We start from the raw sequence: 16,418 nt of genomic DNA, 5'->3' as shown, positions 1-16,418 counted from the left end.
CTTCTACAACTGGCACAGGCCACACCACAGCATCGACCTCAAGCCGCCGGTCTCACGTCTCTTGGTTCCCCGAAAGAACCTGTTGACACTTCACATCTAGACTCGGCGCCCCGCCGCCCGCCACCGCCGCCCATGGACCTCGCCACCTGGCTCGCCTTCTTCGCCGCCTCCTGGGCCATCAGCCTGTCGCCCGGAGCCGGCGCCCTGGCGGCGATGAACGCGGGGCTGCAGCACGGGTTCCGGCGCGGTTACTGGACGACGGTCGGCCTGGTGGCCGGCATCTGGACGCAGCTGCTGGTGGTGGGTGTGGGCCTGGGCGCACTGATCGCGGCGTCGTCGACGGCCTTCCAGGCCGTCAAGTGGTGCGGCGTGGCCTATCTCGTCTGGCTGGGCATCCAGCAGTGGCGCGCGCCGGCACGCCCGCTGGCCGCCGCACGCGCCGAGGCCGCGTCGACGCCGCGCCGGCGCATGGTGCTGCGCGGCTGGATGGTCAACGCCGTCAACCCGAAGGGCACGGTGTTCCTTCTCGCGGTGGTGCCGCAGTTCCTGCACCTGGCCGAGCCACTGGCGCCGCAGTACCTGGTGATCGGCCTGACGCTGGCCTTCACCGACCTGGTCGTGATGGCCGGCTACACCGCGCTGGCCGCGCGCGTGCTGGGCTCGCTGCACTCGGCGGCGCACGTGCGCGTGCTCAACCGCGTCTTCGGCTCGCTGTTCATCGCCGCCGGCGCCTTGCTGTCGGTGTTCAAGCGCGCGGCCTGAGCGGCCTATCATCGTTGCCGCCTGGCGCCCCGCGCGCCGCAGCGAAAGACCTCGATGCAGCGGATCCTGATCATCGTGCACGCGCCGCCCTACGGCAGCGAACGCGTGCTCTCGGCCCTCAGGCTGGCCAACACGCTGGCCGGCAGCGACGGCACGCCGCCGCAGCTGCGCCTGTTCCTGATGTCCGACGCCGTCGTGCTCGGCCTGCCGGACCAGGTCGACGGCGGCGGCAACGGCCTGCTGGGGCTGGTGCAGGAGCTGGCCGAGCGCCAGGTCCCGATCGCCCTGTGCCGGACCTGCGCGCTGGCACGCGGCATCGCCGAACTGCCGCTCGTCGAAGGCGCGCGCATCGGCACGCTGCCCGAGCTGGCGCAATGGACGCTCTGGGCCGACAAGGTCATCACGTTCTGAGCCGCGCCGAACCCGGCGCGCGGGTTCAGGCGCCCGGCCTGGACGGGTCGATCAGCGAGCCGTAGGCGGCCCGCAGCGCCTGCTCGGCGTCGTCGCCGCCAGCCTCCGGCGCCGCAGCGCGCACCCGCGCCTCGTCGATCGCCTTGCGGGCGGCCTGGGGCGGCGAGTCGAGCGCGGCAGCGGCGTCGCCGCTGGGCTGGCCCTCGCGGCGCAGGCGCTCGGCCACCGCCACCGCCATGCGCGAACGCAGGCAGGCCAGGCCGCGCGCCGACCAGTTGCTGACGCGCTCCTCGAGTTGCTGCAGCGCACGCTGCAGCACGTCCAGCGGCACGCGCTCCAGCGCCTGCCAGCCGACCCGGCCCAGCGTGTGCTCGACCACGGCCAGATGGCGCATCGTCGCGCGGCTGGTGTGCTCCTCGTCGAGCAGCCGCGTGAGCTCTTCGCGCGCCTGAAGCAGTTCGTCCTCGCGCCGGCGGCGCTCCAGGTCTTCGGGCGTCGGCGGCGCTTCGAGCGCGCCGTCGCGGCCCTTGAGCACCACGCGCACGCCGCCCGGGCCCCGGCGCAGCGCAACGTCCTGGCGGAAGACGGCGTCGAAGGCCGTCTTCAGCATTCCGAAGGGGGAACGTGCGGAACTCATCGTCTTCGATCAGTCGGCCATCCCGGGGTCCGGATTAAGGCCGCGATCGCAACAACGCGTAACCTCTGCCGCGCTCAGGCGGTACAGGTGCGGTTCTTGCCGCTGCGTTTGGCTTCGTACAGCGCCTCGTCGGCGCGTTCGAGCGCGGCTTCGAGCGCCTCGCCCGGGCGCCAGGCGGTGACGCCGGCGGAGAAGGTGACGAAGACCTCGCGCTGCTCGTGCAGGAACAGCGCCTCGGTCAGGCCGCGCTGCAGCCGGGTCAGCGCGAGCTGTGCCTCGGCCAGCGGCGTCGCCGGCAGCAGCACGACGAACTCCTCGCCGCCGAAACGCGCCAGATGGTCGACCGGGCGCAGGCGCTCGCGCACCGCGGCGGCCAGCGACTTCAGCGCCAGGTCACCGGCAGCGTGGCCCAGCGTGTCGTTGAGCTTCTTGAAGTTGTCGATGTCGATCAGGCCGATCGCCAGCGGCGGCGCCTCGGGCCCGGCGCGGTCGACGCGCGCGCGTTCGGCGTCGAAGGCCTGGGCCAGGCCGCGGCGGTTGGCGACCTGGGTCAGCGCGTCGGTCGAGACCTCGTCGGACAGCCGGCGCAGCTCGCCTTCGAGCTCGCGCACGCGGGTCTCGAGTTCGTTCGCCTTGGCGTGTTCGTCTTCCATGCGGCGCTGCGCCGCGCCGACCAGTTCCTGCACCGCGCGGCTCTCGTCGACGATCTCGCGCACGACACCGGCCAGGCTCTCCAGCGACTCGGCGCTCGCCACGGCCTCGGCGTGGCGGCCGACGCTCTCGTGGAAGCGCCCGGTGTGTTCGCCCAAGGCGCCGACCTCGGCCAGCATGCGGTGGATCAGCGACTTGAGCGCATCGCGCGCGGCATTGCGTTCGTCGCGCACGCGCTGCTGGCGCACCCGCGTCTCGGCCAGCAGCTCGGTGGCCGCGCGCACGCTGCGCGCGGTGACGCCGTCGGCCAGGCGCTGCTCCAGGCTCTCGCACTGGCCGCGCGCCCAGCTGTCGTCCTCGGCGACCTCGACGAGCCCGCGGCCGAGTTCGCGGCACAGCGTGCCCAGCTGCTCGACGAGGTGGTGGCGGTGCGCGAACAGCCGGCGTGCACGACGGCAGAGCTCGTCGACCTCGGCCACGCGTTCGGCCGACAGGCCCTCGGCGGCGATGGTGTCGGCCAGCGTCGCCAGGCGGTCGGCGATCTCGGTGGCCCGCGGCTCCTCGGGTGGCAGGCCGGCGCGCAGGCTGCCTTCCAGGCTGGCGACGACCGGACGCCAGGGCTCGGCCTCGGCGGCCACGGCCGGCAGCTCGTCCAGCGGCGCCGGGGCGGTGGGCGGCATCTCCACCGGCGGCGAGTCCTCGGTGCTGCCGGGCGGCGCCTCCGGGTCCTCGAAACGACGGTCGCCGTCCCAGGCACTGGCCAGCGCCTGCAGGCGCTGCAGCAGGCGCTGCAGGTCACCGCGGCTGCCGTCGAGCACACGCTGCAGGCTCTCCTTCTTGCGCGCCGTGGTCCACTGCCGGCCGCCACGCTCGACGCCCTTGACGAGCTTCTCGATCAGCGCCGCCCAGGCCTGGCCCTGCGCCTTGGTGTCGAGCGGGGCGGGCACCGGCACGCCGGCCTCCTCGGCGTAGGCGCGGGCGTAGTGTTCGGGCGTCGGCTCGAGCTTGGCCATGGCCAGGCGCCGCAGTGCGCCCTTGGCGATCTGCGCCGGAGTCGGAGGATTCATCAGCGCGAGCCTGCAGCGAGCACGTTCATCGGCCCGCCGGCGACGGCCGGCGGTTCCAGGTTCAGCCTCGCGAACCAGTGTTCGAACTGGGCGGCCGGCACCGGCCGCCCGATGTGAAAGCCCTGCATGCGCGTGCAGTCCAGGCTGTGCAGCAGCTCGACCTGGTGTTCGGTCTCGACACCCTCGGCAATGACGCGCAGCGACAGATGCCGCGCCAGCGCGATGATCGTGCGCACGATGTGCACCGCGGTGGGCTCGATGCCGAGCTTGGCGACGAAGCTGCGGTCGATCTTGAGCTCCGCGCAGTGCAGACCCGACAGGTGCGACAGGCTGGAGTAGCCGGTGCCGAAGTCGTCGATCGAGACGTCGACTCCGAGCTGGTGCAGCCGGCACAGCGCCGGGCCGACGCCGACGACGTCGCGCATCAGGCTGGTCTCGGTGATCTCCAGCGACAGCAGGCGGCTGCGCCCTTCGGCGGTGAGTTCGTCGATCAGATCGATCAGGTCCTGGCGCAGGAACAGCTTGGGCGGCAGGTTGACGGCGATCGTGCCGTCGAAGCCGTGGGCGGCCTGCCAGCGGCGCGCCTGCCCGGCGGCCTCGCGCAGCGCCCACTTGGACATCTCGAGGATGTCGCCCGACTCCTCGGCCAGCGCGATGAAGTCGCCCGGCATCACCAGGCGGCCGTCGAAACGCCAGCGCATCAGCGCCTCGACACCGACCAGGCGCCCGCTGGCGACGTCGACCTGCGGCTGGTAGTGCAGCTCGAGCTCGCCGCGCTCGGCCGCGCCGGGCAGCGCGGCCTCGAGCATCGGGCGCTTGAGCAGCCCCGGGCCGTAGATCATGCTCGAGTCGCGTTCCTTCTTCGCCTCGTACATCGCGAGGTCGGCATTGCGGTGCAGCTCCTGCACCGTCTCGCCGTCGTCGGGGAAGATGGCGACGCCGACACTGCCGGTGATCGAGCGTTCGTGGCCGCCGGACAGGCGCAGCGGCTCGCGCAGCGCGTACACGATGCGCTGCGCGACACGTTCGGCGTCCGCCGGGTCGGTGACCTCGGGCAGCAGGACGACGAACTCGTCGCCGCCGACGCGGCCGACGGTCTCCAGGTCGCGGTGGGCGCGCGGGCCGGCCGCCTCGAGCGCGCTGTCGTCGATCTCGGCGTGGTAGCGGATGCAGCCGCGCAGCCGCGTCGCGACCTCGCGCAGCACGTCGTCGCCGATCTGGTGGCCCAGCGTGTCGTTGACCTGCTTGAAGCGGTCGAGGTCGATCTGCAGCAGCGCGACCTTGTGGCGCAGGCCGTGGCGGCGGCTGGCTTCGAGCGCGAGGTCGGCGCGGCGGATGAACTCGCGCCGGTTCGGCAGCTCGGTGAGCATGTCGAAGGCGGCGTGGTAGCGCGACTGGCTCTGGGCGCGGTGGCGGTCGGTGATGTCCTGCAGGAAACCGTCGTAGCCGACGAAACGTTTGTGCTCGTCCTCCTCGGCCTTGCCCGCGACGTGCACGACGAGCTGGCCGTCGTCGAGCGTCAGGTCCTGGTCGAGCGCGCGGCGCTGGGCGACGCGGTCGCGCAGCAGCCGCACCGACGCCAGGCGCTGCGCACGCGGGATGCGGCGCAGCAGCGCCCGCAGCGTCGGCGGCCGGCTCTCGAGCTTCAGCACCTCGAGCGCCTCGCGCGACAGGGTCAGGCCGCTGCCATGGCGCCAGCCGAAGCTGCCCATGCGCGCGAGCTGCTGCGCGCGCGCCAGCTTCTCGCGGCTGCGGTCGAGTTCGACCGTGGTGCGCGCGGCGCGCAGCACGTACTCCAGACGGCGCGCCAGCAGGCTCCAGTTCAGTGCCCGGTCCTTCTCCTTCGTGTAGAAGTCGGTCGCGTGCACGTCGAAGGCGTGCCGGATCGAGGCCTCGTCGTCCAGCCCGGTCAGCATGACGATGGGCAGGCGCTCGAAACCCGGCATCGCGCGGATGCGCGCGCAGGTCTCGAAGCCGTCCAGTCCCGGCATCTGCGCGTCGAGCACGACGAGGTCGGGCTTGCGCTCCTGGAGGATGGCCAGCGCCTCCTCGCCGCGCGTGGCCTCGACGATCGCGAAGCCGCGTTCGCGCAGCGCGATCGCGGTGGTCAGCAGGCCCACCTCGTCGTCGTCGACGAGCAGGACTTCGGGGCGCGGCAGCGGCGCCGCGCCATCGCCGCGCGGAGAGATCGGGAAGGCCGGCGCCGCCGTCACGTTCCCAGGGCCGCGGCCACCGCGCGCAGCGCGCGCTGCGCCTCGACCGTCAGCGCCTGCACGCGCGGCGCGATGTCGGCAGTGTCGCCGGCGCGCACCCGGCGTTCGATCTCGGCGCACAGGGTGGACAACTCAAGCGCGCCGACGCTGGCCGACGAGGACTTGACCTTGTGGGCGACCTCGCCGACGGTCTTCAGGTCACCGGCGTCGCGCGCGCTGGCCAGGCGCTCGAGGTCGCGGCCGAGCGCCAGGCGGAAGGTCTCGAGCACACGCCCGACGACGCCGAGGCTGCCGTCGGGGTCCAGTTCGCGCAGGCGTGCGAGCGCGGTGTCGTCGAGCATCGGGACGGTGGGGTCGTGCGGGAAGTGGGTGCCGGTCATAGGAGGGCGGGCGAGGCAAGCTCCGTGCCGCCGCACAGGCGGCGAGGATGGCGCCCGGCGCGATGGCGGTCAAGCGCCGACACGCGAGGCGGGACAACGGAAAACGTCGGGGCGCGGAATCTTGCCGGTGCGCTCAAGGGTCGAGTCCGGCGTTCGGGCCGGCGGTCATGCGCGAAGACGTGACCTTAACCGTTTCCGGCACCGTTATCGTGTCCGCCGGCGCGCGCGCCGCCGCGCCGAGGCTGCCGACACCGGTCCGTACAATCCTTCACATGCCCGCCCACCGCCCTCGCCCGAGACCCGCAGGCCGTGTCCTCGCGACGCGTCTGGCGGGCTTCGCGGGGCTGGCCGCGCTGGCCGGCTGCACCGACACCGGGGCCGCGGGCGGGGTCTTCGGCGGCCTGGCGCTGCTGGCCGTCGGCGCCGCCGGCTACACCGTCGGCAGCCTGCGCGAACGCCACGCGGCGCACAGCGCGCTGCGCGCCGCACGCGCCGCCGCACGCGACGCCGCCTCGCTGCTCGAAGGCTGGGTCTGGCGCAGCGACGCCAGCCACCGTGTCGTCGCGATGCAGCCGCCCGAAGGCGGTGCCGGCGGCAGCGCAGGGCCCGAAGCCGGGACGGCGCTGGACGAGCAGTTCGAGACCGCCCACCCCGAGACCGACGGCGACCTGGCCGCGCGCCTGGCCGCGCAGCGTGCCATGCGCTCGCTGCGCGTGCGCCTGCGGGCCGACGGCAGCGCCTGGCGGCTGCGCGCCGCGCCGTGCTTCGACGAGCTCGGCCGTTTCGACGGTTTCAGCGGCACCGCCGAGCCGGTGGCGGCGCAGGACGCGCTGGCCGCCGACCAGGCCGCGCTGCAGGCGCTGCTGGGCGGCATCGACGCGCCGGCACTGCTGTGCGCCGCAGGTGGCGCCGGCGGCTGGACCCTGCGCGAGCTCAACCCCGCCGCGCGCCGCTGGCTGGACCGTGACGCCCCAGCCTGGGGTGACGTGCTGCCGCGCCTGCCCGCCGCGGTGCGGGAGGCGCTCGCCGCCCCCGGGGCCGACACCGCCGCCGAGCTCGACGGCTGGGTGCTGAGGCGCTTCGACACCGAAGCCGGTGCCGGGCTGCTGGTGATGCAGGCCGCGCGTGCCGGTGGCGACGAAGGCGACGGCGCGGCCTTCAGCTTCACGGTGTCGCACGATCTGCGCGCGCCGATCCGCGTCGTCGAGGGTTTCACGCGCATCCTGAAAGAGGACTACGGCCGCCAGCTCGACCGCCTGGGCAACGAGCACCTGGACCGCGTGCTCGGCGCCGCGGCGCGCATGAACCACATGATCGACTCGATGCTGGCGCTGGCCAAGCTGTCGCAGCAGCCGCTGGCGCGCCAGCCGGTGGACCTGTCGCAGCTGGCCGCCTGGGTCGTCGACGACCTGCGCCGGCAGTCGCCGCCCGAGCGCCGGGTGGACGTCGAGATCGAGCCCGGCCTGGTGACGCGCGGCGACCCGACGCTGCTGCGCCTGGTGCTCGAGAACCTGCTCGGCAACGCCTGGAAGTACAGCGCGCGCAACCCCAAGGCGCGCATCGTCTTCGCCAGCCAGCCGCACGAGGGCCGCGTCTCGTTCTACGTGCGCGACAACGGGGCGGGCTTCGACATGCGCTCGGCCGACCGGCTGTTCGGCCTGTTCCAGCGCCTGCACAGCGCCAGCGAGTTCCCCGGCAGCGGCGTCGGCCTGGCCTCGGTGCGGCGCATCGTGCGCCGCCACGGCGGCGAGGTCTGGGCCGAGGCCGAACCCGGCCGCGGCGCGACCTTCCACTTCACGCTGCGCGACTGAGGCGCGGCTTCAGGCGCTGCGCGCCAGCTCCTCGACCGCGGCGATCAGGCGTTCGGCCTGCGCGGCCTCGCTGATGCCCTGCTCGGCGGCCATGCGCTGCAGGCGCTGGCGCGCGGCCACGCGCGACAGCGCGTGGCGGTGCATCAGCACGCCGACGGCCAGCGGCAGCGGGTCGGACAGCGGCTCGGGCGTCGCCGTGACCACCGGCGCGGACGGCGCCGGCGGCGGCGCTGCCGACGCCAGCTCGCCGGAGCGCAGCCGCGCGAAGGCCTCGTCGACGGTCGGCAGGATCTGGTCGATGTCCAGCGGCTTGATCAGGTAGGCCACGGCGCCGAGTTCGTTCACCTTGGCGATCGTCGCCTCGTCGGCGAAGGCCGACAGGAACATGAACGGGATGCGGGCGACGTCGCGCAGGTACTCGGCGACGTCGAAGCCGCTCTTGCCCTCCATGCGGATGTCCAGCAGCGCCATTTCCGGGCGCAGCTGGCGCGCCTTGAGGATGGCTTCGTCGCCGTTGTCGGCGTCCACGACTTCGTAGCCCGCCTGCGCCAGGCCGTGCGTCACGGCGGCCAGTACGAGGCGGTCGTCGTCCACCACCAGAATCCTGCCCTTCGAAGCCATCGAACCGTCGCCCTCCGCGCGACCGCCGCTATTCTCGCCTACGGCTGCAGCAGAACACGCGGCGGACGCAGCAGGATGCGCGCACGCACCTCGGAACCCGCCTGTTCGAGGGAGAGCACGGCCCCGCGCGGCAGAAGCGAACGCACCAGCGCCAGCCCGCCCATGCCACGCGGCACCTGCTCGATGTCGAAGCCCTCGGCCAGCCGGCCGGTGTTGCGCACCTCGACGACCAGCTCGCCGGCGAGCTCGCCGGGCGCGATCAGGCACTGCAGGTCGCCTTCGGGCGCGTGCTTGACGGCGTTGGCCAGCAGCTCGTTGACGCACAGCGCGATCGGGATCGCCTCGGCCTCGGGCAGCAGGTAGCGCTCGGCGCCGGCAGCCGCCGAGAACAGCACCGGCCGGCCGAAGGCGCGGCGCACCGACTGCGCGATCGCGCCGACCACCGGCGCGGCGCCCAGCGGACCGCTGCGCACCTGCAGGCCGAAGACCTGGGCGATGGCCTGCACCTGGGCTTCGGCCTCGAACAGCAGCCAGCCCATCTCGGGGTGCTGCTTGGCGTTGTGGCGCAGCAGCCCGGCCACGCCCTGCAGGTTGTTCTTGATGCGGTGGTGGACCTCGCGCACCAGCGCCTCGCGCTGCGTGATCTCCGCCGTCAGCCGCGCCTGCTCGGCCTCGCGTTCCTCGGTGACGTCGCTGGCCACCAGCAGCAGCAGCGGCGCGCCCACCGGCCCGGCCACCGGAGCGATGCGCGTGTCCCAGACGATGGTCTGGCCGGCCGCGCCGGTCTCGCGCAGCTCGTGGCGCTGCAGCTCGGCGCCGGCGGCGGCGGCGCGCAGCCAGTCCTCGATCGCGCCGGCGGTCGCCGGGCTGCACAGCTCGGTCGGCGTGCGCCCCAGCGCCTCGTCGACCGGGCGGCCGAACAGCGTCGCGGCGACGTGGTTGCACTCCTGCACGCGCAGCTCGCCGGCGTCGAACAGCGCGATCGCCAGCGGCGCGGTCTCGATGATGCGGCGCAGCGACTCGCGCGCCTGCTCGATCGCGATCTGCGCCTGGCGGCGGCGCTCGACGTCGAGCAGCGCGAAGGTCAGCTGCGGGCCGCTGGACTCGCTGGCGGTGGCCACGACGCTGCCGACGACCCAGAACCCGCGCCCGTCGCGCGCCTGCAGCCGGCACTCGAAGGGTTCGGTCTCGCCGGCGGCCAGGCGTTCGCTCCAGTCGCCGCGGCGCAGCGGGTGCTCGGCCTCGGGCGTGGCCACGGTGGCGATCGGACGGCCGATGAAGTCGGCCAGCTCGCCGGCGAACATGCGCTGCGCCGAGCGGTTCATCCAGGTGATGCCCGAGTCGCCGACGGTGACGATGCCCACCAGCACCGAGTTCAGGATCGCCCGCGTGCGCTCGGCCTGCACCTGCAGCGAGCGGCGCGCGCGGATCGCCGCGTCGATGTCGACGAAGGAGCAGATCAGCCCGGCGCCGGCGTCCTCGGGGTCGACCGGACGCACCGCGGCCTGCACCCAGACGAGCCCGCCGTCCTTGCGCCGCAGCGTGCGTTCGCCGTTGAAGCGGCCCTCGGCGGCGAGCGCGTCGCGCACCTCGCGCTCGCGCTGCTCCCACTCGCCTTCGGGGCACAGGCTGGACGCCGGCAGCTGCACCAGCTCCTCGGGCAGGTAGCCGGTGAGCCGCGACATCGCCTGGTTGGCACGCTCGATGCGCGGGCCGCGCATCGTCGCGATGCCGACGTCGGACAGGTCGAACATCAGGTCGCGCTCGCGCAGCAGGCGCTCGAGCTCGCCCTGCTGCGCCTTCAGCGAGGAGATGTCGGTGAGCACCGCCACCGCCTCGGCCTCGGCCTCGGGCAGCGCCGACTCGGCGCGGTGCACCGACAGCGAATACCACAGCGGCTGGCCGCGGCGTTCGCCGGCGACGAGCTCGGTCTCGTAGCCGCGGCCCTCGGCCATCGCACGCGTGATCTCGGCGGCGATGCCGCCGCTGCCGTCGGGCGCGCCGAAGAGCTGCTGCAGCGAGGCCCCGGCGGCGGCGCCGGCGGCGACGCCGAGCATGCGCTCGAAGCGCCGGTTGCAGCGCACCAGCAGCGCGCCACGTAGGTAGGCGATGCCGGCGTTGGAGCCGTCGAGGATGGTGGTCAGCTCGCGCAGCAACTGCTCGTTGCGGTGCTGCGCGACCTCCTGCTCGGTGACGTCCAGCGTCACCACCGAGGTGGTGCGGCCGCCCGACAGCGCGCCCGGCTCGACACGCGTGAGCAGCCAGCGCAGCCCGAGCTCGGGGTGGCGCACGGCGTAGCGCACCTCGGCGCGTTCGCCCAGGCGCAGCGCGCGCTGCAGGCGTTCGTACTCGGGCATCGAGTCGGGTTCGACGAGCTCGCGGCCGATGCCCTGCAGCCCGGCGCCGGTGCGTTTGCCCGCCGCAGCCGGCGTGGACCGCGGCCGGTCGGAGACCAGCCAGCCACGCGCCGGGTCGTAGGTCGCGACGCCGACGCTGGCGGTGTCCATCAGCATGCCGATCTCGAGCTGCGCGAGGTCGCGCTCCTCCTCGGCGCTGCGGTCCTCGACGACGGCCATCACGCGGCGCTGGCCGAGCTCGGTGGCCCAGCCGGCCACGCGTGCCCCCAGGCGCCGCAGGCGGCCCCCGGGCAGCGGCACCAGGGCCTGGCGTTCGACCGGCGGCTGGCCGGGCACCAGCGCCGCCGACGGCGCGCCGGCCTCCCAGCCGAGCAGGCCCTGCAGGGCCTCGTCGGCCTCGGCCAGCAGCACCGGCACCTGCTCGAGCAGCGCCTCGAGCGCCGGGTTGGAGGTCAGCACCAGGCCGCTGTCGTCGTAGACCAGCATGCCCGCGCGCGCGAGCTCGAACCAGCGCAGCAGCTCGTCCTGGGCACGGCGGGCGTGCACACGCGCGTGATGCTCGGAGGTGACGTCCTGCCAGACCACCAGCCACAGCGGCGTGGCGCCGGCCGGTGCCAGGTTCTGCGGCACGAGCATGAACCAGTGGCGCCCGCCCTGGGCGTCGACCAGGCTTCGCGGCACCGCCGGCAGCGGCACGCCGGCGGCCTGCGCCGCGCGCAGCTCCGAGCGTGCGGCGAGATGGGTGTCGGCGTCCTCGGGCAGCTGCAGCTCGGCCGGGTCGCGCCCGACGAGCGCCTCGCGGGCGTAGCCGCTCAACTCGACGAAGGCGTCGTTGGCGTCGAGGATGCGGTAGTCGTCGTCCTGCAGCGTCGCGGCGAAGGGCGACCCCCACAGCAGCGCGATGGCGCGACGCGCCTCCTCGGTCGTGCGCGCGCCGTCGATCGGCAGCGGCGGGCGTGGCGGCGGCAGCTGCGGCTGCGGCACGACACGCAGCGAATGGCCGCCGCCCAGCGCACGCGCGCTCAGGCGCAGCAGCGTGCCGTCGGCGCCGGGCAGCAGGGTCTCGCTGCGCTCGGGCAGCCCGAAGGCGCGGTCGATCCAGCGCAGCGCGTCCACGCCGAGCACCGGCGCGAGCTGCACCGTGCCCTGCCCCGGCTCGCAGCCGAGCAGGCGCAGCGCCGCCTCGTTGCACAGCCGCAGCACGCCGCGGGCGTCGAACCACAGCAGCGCGTCGGCGACCTCGTCGAGCAAGGCCGCCAGCAGTGCGGGCGACGAAGACGGGGACTGCGGCGCGGCCAAGGCGGCGCGGTCAGTCCAGCGAACGCGCGGCGGCGAGCGCCGCCAGCACGGCGCGGTTGACCTCGCCGCGCCCGAGCAGCAGCCCTTCGGCGCGCTCGCGGATGTCGAACACCGACTCCTGCTCGATCGCGCGGACGAGCTCGATGTACGGGTGGAACGGGCCGGTCTCGTCGACCAGCGCCTGGCGCACGCGTTCGGGCACCGGCACGTTGCCCAGCAGCGCGGCCATCGGCTGCTGCAGCAACTGATCCAGCAGCGAGAAGACGCCGCAGATGAACATCTCGCCACGCATCTCGGCGTCGCCGCTGCCGCGTGCGAGCTCCTCCATCAGCAAGCCGCGGCGCACCGCCTCGTACATCAGCGGCTTGGCCGCCGCCGAGCGCGACGACGACGCCAGCAGCAGCGCCAGCCAGCGCTTCAGGCGCTGGTAGCCGAGCATCATCAGCGCGTGGCCGAAGGAACTGATCTCCACCGACAGCCCGAAGGCCGGCGAGTTGAGGTAACGCAGCAGCCGGAAACCCAGCGTCGGGTCGCGCTTGAGAACGGCCTCCAGGCGCGCCACCGGCTCCTCGCGGTCCACGCCCTGGATCAGCTGCATGACGACCTGCACGTCGGGCGGCACGCCCTGGCGGCCGCTGTGCGGCACCGGCTCGTCGCTGGGCCAGCCCAGCGTGGCGATGGCGCCTCGCTGCAACGCGGCATCGACGGCGCCCATCGTGCGGGCGCCGGCGCGCAGCTCGGCCAGGCCGCCGAGCGCGCTGCCGGCCGGTGCGGCGTCGTGGTCGACGATGGCGAAGGCGAAGGCCTGGAGCACGTCGGCGGGCAGCTCGGCCAGCGGGCGGCCCTTGATCAGCAGCGTGCCGCCGGCCTGGGCGTGGGCCACCAGCGGCGCGGCGAACGCCGGCTCGGCGGCCAGGAAGGCCGGCACCTCGATCATCAGCTGCGGCCGCGGCGGCGCGGCCAGCACCTCGGCGAGCAGGCGCTCGCCAGCGAGGTTCAGCGACACCGGGCGCAGCGACATCGCCGGGCGTGCGGCGCCGGGCTTGAGCGGGCGCGGGTTCAGCGACAGCTCGGGCGCGCCCTCTTCGGCCGCAGGCGGCCAGACGGCGTCGACGGCCGCGAGCAAGGCCTGGACGTCGCAGCCGGCGTCGGGATGTTCGGGGAAGACGGTGAGCCGGGTGGCGACGACCGCGTGCTGACGGTCGATGACGGGGCTGTAGCCCAGGGCCACCTGGCCCAGGATCGGGAGATCGTGCATCAGGCGCTGAGGTACTGGAACAGCGACTGCCGCTGCACCAACGAATACGTCTTCAGTGCCGCATCGTAGCCGGTTTGTTTGTTTTGGAAGTCGGAGATCGCCTGCACCATGTCAAGGTCCTCGGCGTTGGAACGTTCGGTCTGCGCGGCGAGCTTGCTCTCGGCGATGCGGCTCTCCACGAGGTCGGTGCGGTTGAGCGCCTCGCCCGCGGCGGCGCGCACCGTGAGCACGTTGTTCATCACCGCGTCGACGTCGGCCAGGCCGGACTTGACGGCGGCGGCGACGTCGGCCTCGCCAAGCGTCGGGTCCTCGAGCTTGCCGATGATGTCGTCGAGCGCCGTGAACACCGAGACCGTGCCGCTGCCCGAAGGGTCGGTGGCACCGAGCCAGGCGCGCTGGCCATCGACCGACAGCGGCAAGGGCTCGTCCGACGGCGCCAGGATCTCGCCCGCGGCGCCGCGGTAGACGACGCCCGCGGGCGAGTCCACGAACGGCGGCGAGTCGGCGCCCTGGCCGGCGAAGACGTAGCCGCCGGCACCGTCGCCGCGGTTGGACACCCCCAGCAACTGCTTGCGGATGCCGCGCAGGGCTTCGGCCAGCGTCTCGCGGTTGCTCGAGTCGTAGCTGCCGTTGCCGGCCTGCACGACGAGCTCGCGCGCCTGCTGCAGCAGCTCGCCGGCGTCGCCGAGCGCGGACTCGGCCTGCTGCATCACGTGGCGGCTGGCCTCCAGCGCGCGCTGGTTGGCCTCGCTGCGCACCATCGCGGCGAGCGCGCGTTCGGCACGCGCGGCGGCCACCGGGTCGTCGCTGGCGGTGACGACGCGCTTGCCGGCGGTGAGGCGGTCCTGCGCGTCGGACAGGCCTTCCTGGCGCTTCTGGAGGTTCTTGATCGACGTCTCGAAGGCGTTGGCGGCGGTGATTCGCATGGCGGTTCAGCCTCGTGGTGGCAGCCGTCAGCCGGCTGCGGTCTGGAGCAGCGTCTCGAAGACGCTCTGCGCCACCTGGAGGACCTTGGCGGCCGCCTGGTAGCTCTGCTGGTACTGGATCAGGCGCGCGGCTTCCTCGTCGAGGTTGACGCCGGCGACCTCGCTGCGCGCGAGTTCGGCCTGGCCGGACACCGCCGTCGAGATCGTCGAGGCCGCCTTGGCGGTCTGCACGCGCACCGCGACGTCGGCCAGCGTGGCGGCGTAGGCGTCGGTGGCGAGCGCACCGCCGCTGTAGACACCGCCGCTCTCGCTGCGGCCGACGATGGCCTTGTCGCGCAGCCCCGACAGCGCCAGCGCGTTGCCGTTGTTGGCGCCGATGTAGGCCGGGTCGATGGCCGTCACCGAGATCGTGTCGCCGGCCTTGGGCACGCCGGCGACCTGCAGCCGCGCGCCGTTGATCGAATACGGCTCGGGCGGCACGACGCCTTCGTCGTTCCAGTCCAGCGGGCCGGTGGTCGTGGCCGCGCCGCCGGAGTCGGTGACGGTCCAGCTGTACTGCAGCTGGCCCCCGGCGCCGGTGGAGAAGCTCACCTCGGCGCTCGAGCCGGTGTCCGGCGCCTCGACCATCGTCAGCGAGGCGATCGAGCCGGTGCCGGTGTTGGCCGCGCCGACCGAGGCCACCAGCGGCGAGGCCGCGGCCACCAGGCGCGGATCCTGGATCAGCGCGTTCATGCCGCCGGCGGCGTTGGCCACCGGCTGCAGCAGGAAGGTGTCGGCCGACGCCGGCGTGCCGGTGACCGTCACCTGCATGCCGTCGACCTCGAAGGCGCCGCTGGCGTCGGCCGTGCGGTTGAAGGTCTCCTGCGGGTAGGACAGCCGCGTGACGATGTAGCCGTTGGCCACCGCCGGGTCGGGGCGCATCAGGTAGTCGGCGGCGTTGAGCACGGTGCCGTCGGGCGTGGCGATGCTGACGGTGGCCAGGAAGTTGCCGCTCGCGTCGCGGGCGTTGTTGGTCGACGAACGCGCCGTCGGCGCGCCGACCTGGAACAGCGGCTTGCCGCCGTCACCGTTGAGGTCCAGGCCCAGCTCCTGCTGGGCGTTGACGGCCGAGCCGACGGCGGCGGCGAGCTGGCCGACCATGTTGCGCGCGTCGACCAGGTCCTCGTTCTGGAAACGCAGCAGCGCGGCCATCGAGCCGCCGCCGAGCGATGCCTCGTCGAGCATGCGCAGATTGCTGCCGTCGACCAGCGCCAGCGCCGAGCGCGAGGTGTCCAGCGGGTCGGGGGTGACGCGCATGTCCACCGACTGCGCGCCCAGCACCAGGTTCTGCCCGCCGGCGACGAAGACGCCGACGGTGCCGTCGTCGGCCATCACGGTGCTGACCTGGATCTTGGTGGACAGCTCGCTGACGATGCGGTCGCGTTCGTCGAGCAGGTCGTTGGGCGGCTGGCCCAGCCCGCGCGAGGCGGCGATCTGGTCGTTGATCTTGGCCAGGCTCTTGGTCAGGCCGTTGACCGCGGTGACAGTGGTCTTCAGGTCCGAGGTGACGCCGGCCTGCAGCGTGTCGAGCTGGTCGTCGGCGGCGTTGAAGCGCGAGGCCAGGTCCTGCGAACGCGCCAGCACCACCTGGCGCGTGGCGGTGTCGCCGGGGCGCGAGGCCAGGTCGACCATCGCGTTGAGGAAGCTGCCGACGCTGTAGCCCAGGCCCATCTCGCCGGTGGGAAAGACGTTCTCCAGCAGCTTCAGGCGCTGCGCGAGCGTCTCGTCCATCGCCGACAGCGACTTGGCGGTGGCCGCCGCGCGGGTCAGGAACTGGTCGTGCGAGCGCGTCACGCTGGCGACGTCCACGCCCTTGCCGAAGAAGCCGGCGCCGGTGTACTGGCCCTTGGCCGTCGCCAGCTCGGCCTGCTGGCGCGAGTAGCCGGCGACGCTGGCGTTGGCGATGTTGTGCCCGGTGACCTGCATCGAGGCGTAGCTCGCCGTCATGGCGCGCATGCCCAGCGACATCAGCGATGAAGCGGCCAT

At 73.6% G+C, this 16,418-nt stretch carries 12 protein-coding genes; 3 read left to right on the top strand and 9 right to left on the bottom strand.

Annotation, left to right across the window (positions count from 1 at the left end):
• Nucleotides 1–132 precede the first annotated feature (132 nt).
• The gene (locus tag EV684_RS15520) at nt 133–762 is read left to right on the top strand and encodes a LysE family transporter (protein WP_132648192.1); all 630 of its coding nucleotides are present in this window, start codon (nt 133–135) and stop codon (nt 760–762) included.
• 54 nt (nt 763–816) lie between these two features.
• On the top strand, nt 817–1,173 hold the full coding sequence (locus EV684_RS15515; protein WP_132648191.1) for a DsrE/DsrF/TusD sulfur relay family protein: 357 nt from the start codon (nt 817–819) through the stop codon (nt 1,171–1,173).
• A gap of 25 nt (nt 1,174–1,198) precedes the next feature.
• Here EV684_RS15515 and EV684_RS15510 read toward each other — a convergent pair whose 3' ends face one another.
• From EV684_RS15510 to EV684_RS15495, 4 genes are all read right to left on the bottom strand, one after another.
• Complete coding sequence (locus EV684_RS15510; protein ID WP_132648202.1) at nt 1,199–1,783, bottom strand: hypothetical protein; 585 nt, start codon at nt 1,781–1,783, stop codon at nt 1,199–1,201.
• A gap of 101 nt (nt 1,784–1,884) precedes the next feature.
• Entirely contained in the window at nt 1,885–3,528 is a 1,644-nt protein-coding gene (locus tag EV684_RS15505; protein WP_132648190.1) for a GGDEF domain-containing protein, read from the bottom strand.
• A complete protein-coding gene (locus EV684_RS15500) occupies nt 3,528–5,741 on the bottom strand; it encodes a putative bifunctional diguanylate cyclase/phosphodiesterase (RefSeq protein WP_132648189.1) in 2,214 nt (737 codons plus the stop codon). Before EV684_RS15500 ends, EV684_RS15505 begins: the two co-directional genes overlap by 1 nt.
• On the bottom strand, nt 5,738–6,121 hold the full coding sequence (locus EV684_RS15495; RefSeq protein ID WP_242478707.1) for an Hpt domain-containing protein: 384 nt from the start codon (nt 6,119–6,121) through the stop codon (nt 5,738–5,740). The genes EV684_RS15500 and EV684_RS15495 overlap by 4 nt, the downstream gene beginning before the upstream one ends.
• 272 nt (nt 6,122–6,393) lie before the next feature.
• Here EV684_RS15495 and EV684_RS15490 point away from each other — a divergent pair, with 272 nt between their 5' ends.
• Nucleotides 6,394–7,932: a sensor histidine kinase gene (locus EV684_RS15490; protein WP_132648188.1), complete on the top strand. Its 1,539-nt coding sequence runs from the start codon at nt 6,394–6,396 to the stop codon at nt 7,930–7,932.
• Between the two features lie 9 nt (nt 7,933–7,941).
• On the opposite strand, the gene EV684_RS15485 is transcribed toward EV684_RS15490, so the two are convergent.
• From EV684_RS15485 to flgK, 5 genes are all read right to left on the bottom strand, one after another.
• Nucleotides 7,942–8,526 carry a response regulator gene (locus EV684_RS15485; RefSeq protein ID WP_243651177.1) on the bottom strand — a complete coding sequence of 195 codons (585 nt, stop codon included), beginning with the start codon at nt 8,524–8,526 and terminating at the stop codon, nt 7,942–7,944.
• A 65-nt stretch (nt 8,527–8,591) separates the two neighbouring features.
• The gene (locus EV684_RS15480) at nt 8,592–12,209 is read right to left on the bottom strand and encodes a PAS domain S-box protein (protein ID WP_132648186.1); all 3,618 of its coding nucleotides are present in this window, start codon (nt 12,207–12,209) and stop codon (nt 8,592–8,594) included.
• Nucleotides 12,210–12,219: 10 nt separating this feature from the next.
• Complete coding sequence (locus tag EV684_RS15475; protein WP_132648185.1) at nt 12,220–13,467, bottom strand: EAL and HDOD domain-containing protein; 1,248 nt, start codon at nt 13,465–13,467, stop codon at nt 12,220–12,222.
• Nucleotides 13,467–14,393: a flagellar hook-associated protein FlgL gene (flgL, locus tag EV684_RS15470; protein ID WP_132648184.1), complete on the bottom strand. Its 927-nt coding sequence runs from the start codon at nt 14,391–14,393 to the stop codon at nt 13,467–13,469. The genes EV684_RS15475 and flgL overlap by 1 nt, the downstream gene beginning before the upstream one ends.
• Nucleotides 14,394–14,420: 27 nt before the next feature.
• A complete protein-coding gene (gene flgK / locus EV684_RS15465; protein WP_242478706.1) occupies nt 14,421–16,418 on the bottom strand; it encodes a flagellar hook-associated protein FlgK in 1,998 nt (665 codons plus the stop codon).

Origin of the sequence: Rubrivivax gelatinosus, assembly GCF_004340905.1 — a bacterium.
Lineage (GTDB): Bacteria > Pseudomonadota > Gammaproteobacteria > Burkholderiales > Burkholderiaceae_C > Rubrivivax > Rubrivivax gelatinosus.
Note: the sequence above shows the minus strand (reverse complement) of the source record. Positions and strands in the feature narration are given on the sequence as shown.

Excerpts from the sequence above, each read along its gene's own strand:
- EV684_RS15520 (WP_132648192.1), top strand. The coding sequence starts at position 133 with ATGGACCTCGCCACCTGGCTCGCCTTCTTCGCCGCCTCCTGGGCCATC.
- EV684_RS15515 (WP_132648191.1), top strand. The coding sequence starts at position 817 with ATGCAGCGGATCCTGATCATCGTGCACGCGCCGCCCTACGGCAGCGAA.
- EV684_RS15510 (WP_132648202.1), bottom strand. The coding sequence starts at position 1,783 with ATGCTGAAGACGGCCTTCGACGCCGTCTTCCGCCAGGACGTTGCGCTG.
- EV684_RS15505 (WP_132648190.1), bottom strand. The coding sequence starts at position 3,528 with ATGAATCCTCCGACTCCGGCGCAGATCGCCAAGGGCGCACTGCGGCGC.
- EV684_RS15495 (WP_242478707.1), bottom strand. The coding sequence starts at position 6,121 with ATGACCGGCACCCACTTCCCGCACGACCCCACCGTCCCGATGCTCGAC.
- EV684_RS15490 (WP_132648188.1), top strand. The coding sequence starts at position 6,394 with ATGCCCGCCCACCGCCCTCGCCCGAGACCCGCAGGCCGTGTCCTCGCG.
- EV684_RS15475 (WP_132648185.1), bottom strand. The coding sequence starts at position 13,467 with ATGCACGATCTCCCGATCCTGGGCCAGGTGGCCCTGGGCTACAGCCCC.
- flgL (WP_132648184.1), bottom strand. The coding sequence starts at position 14,393 with ATGCGAATCACCGCCGCCAACGCCTTCGAGACGTCGATCAAGAACCTC.
- flgK (WP_242478706.1), bottom strand. The coding sequence starts at position 16,418 with ATGGCCGCTTCATCGCTGATGTCGCTGGGCATGCGCGCCATGACGGCG.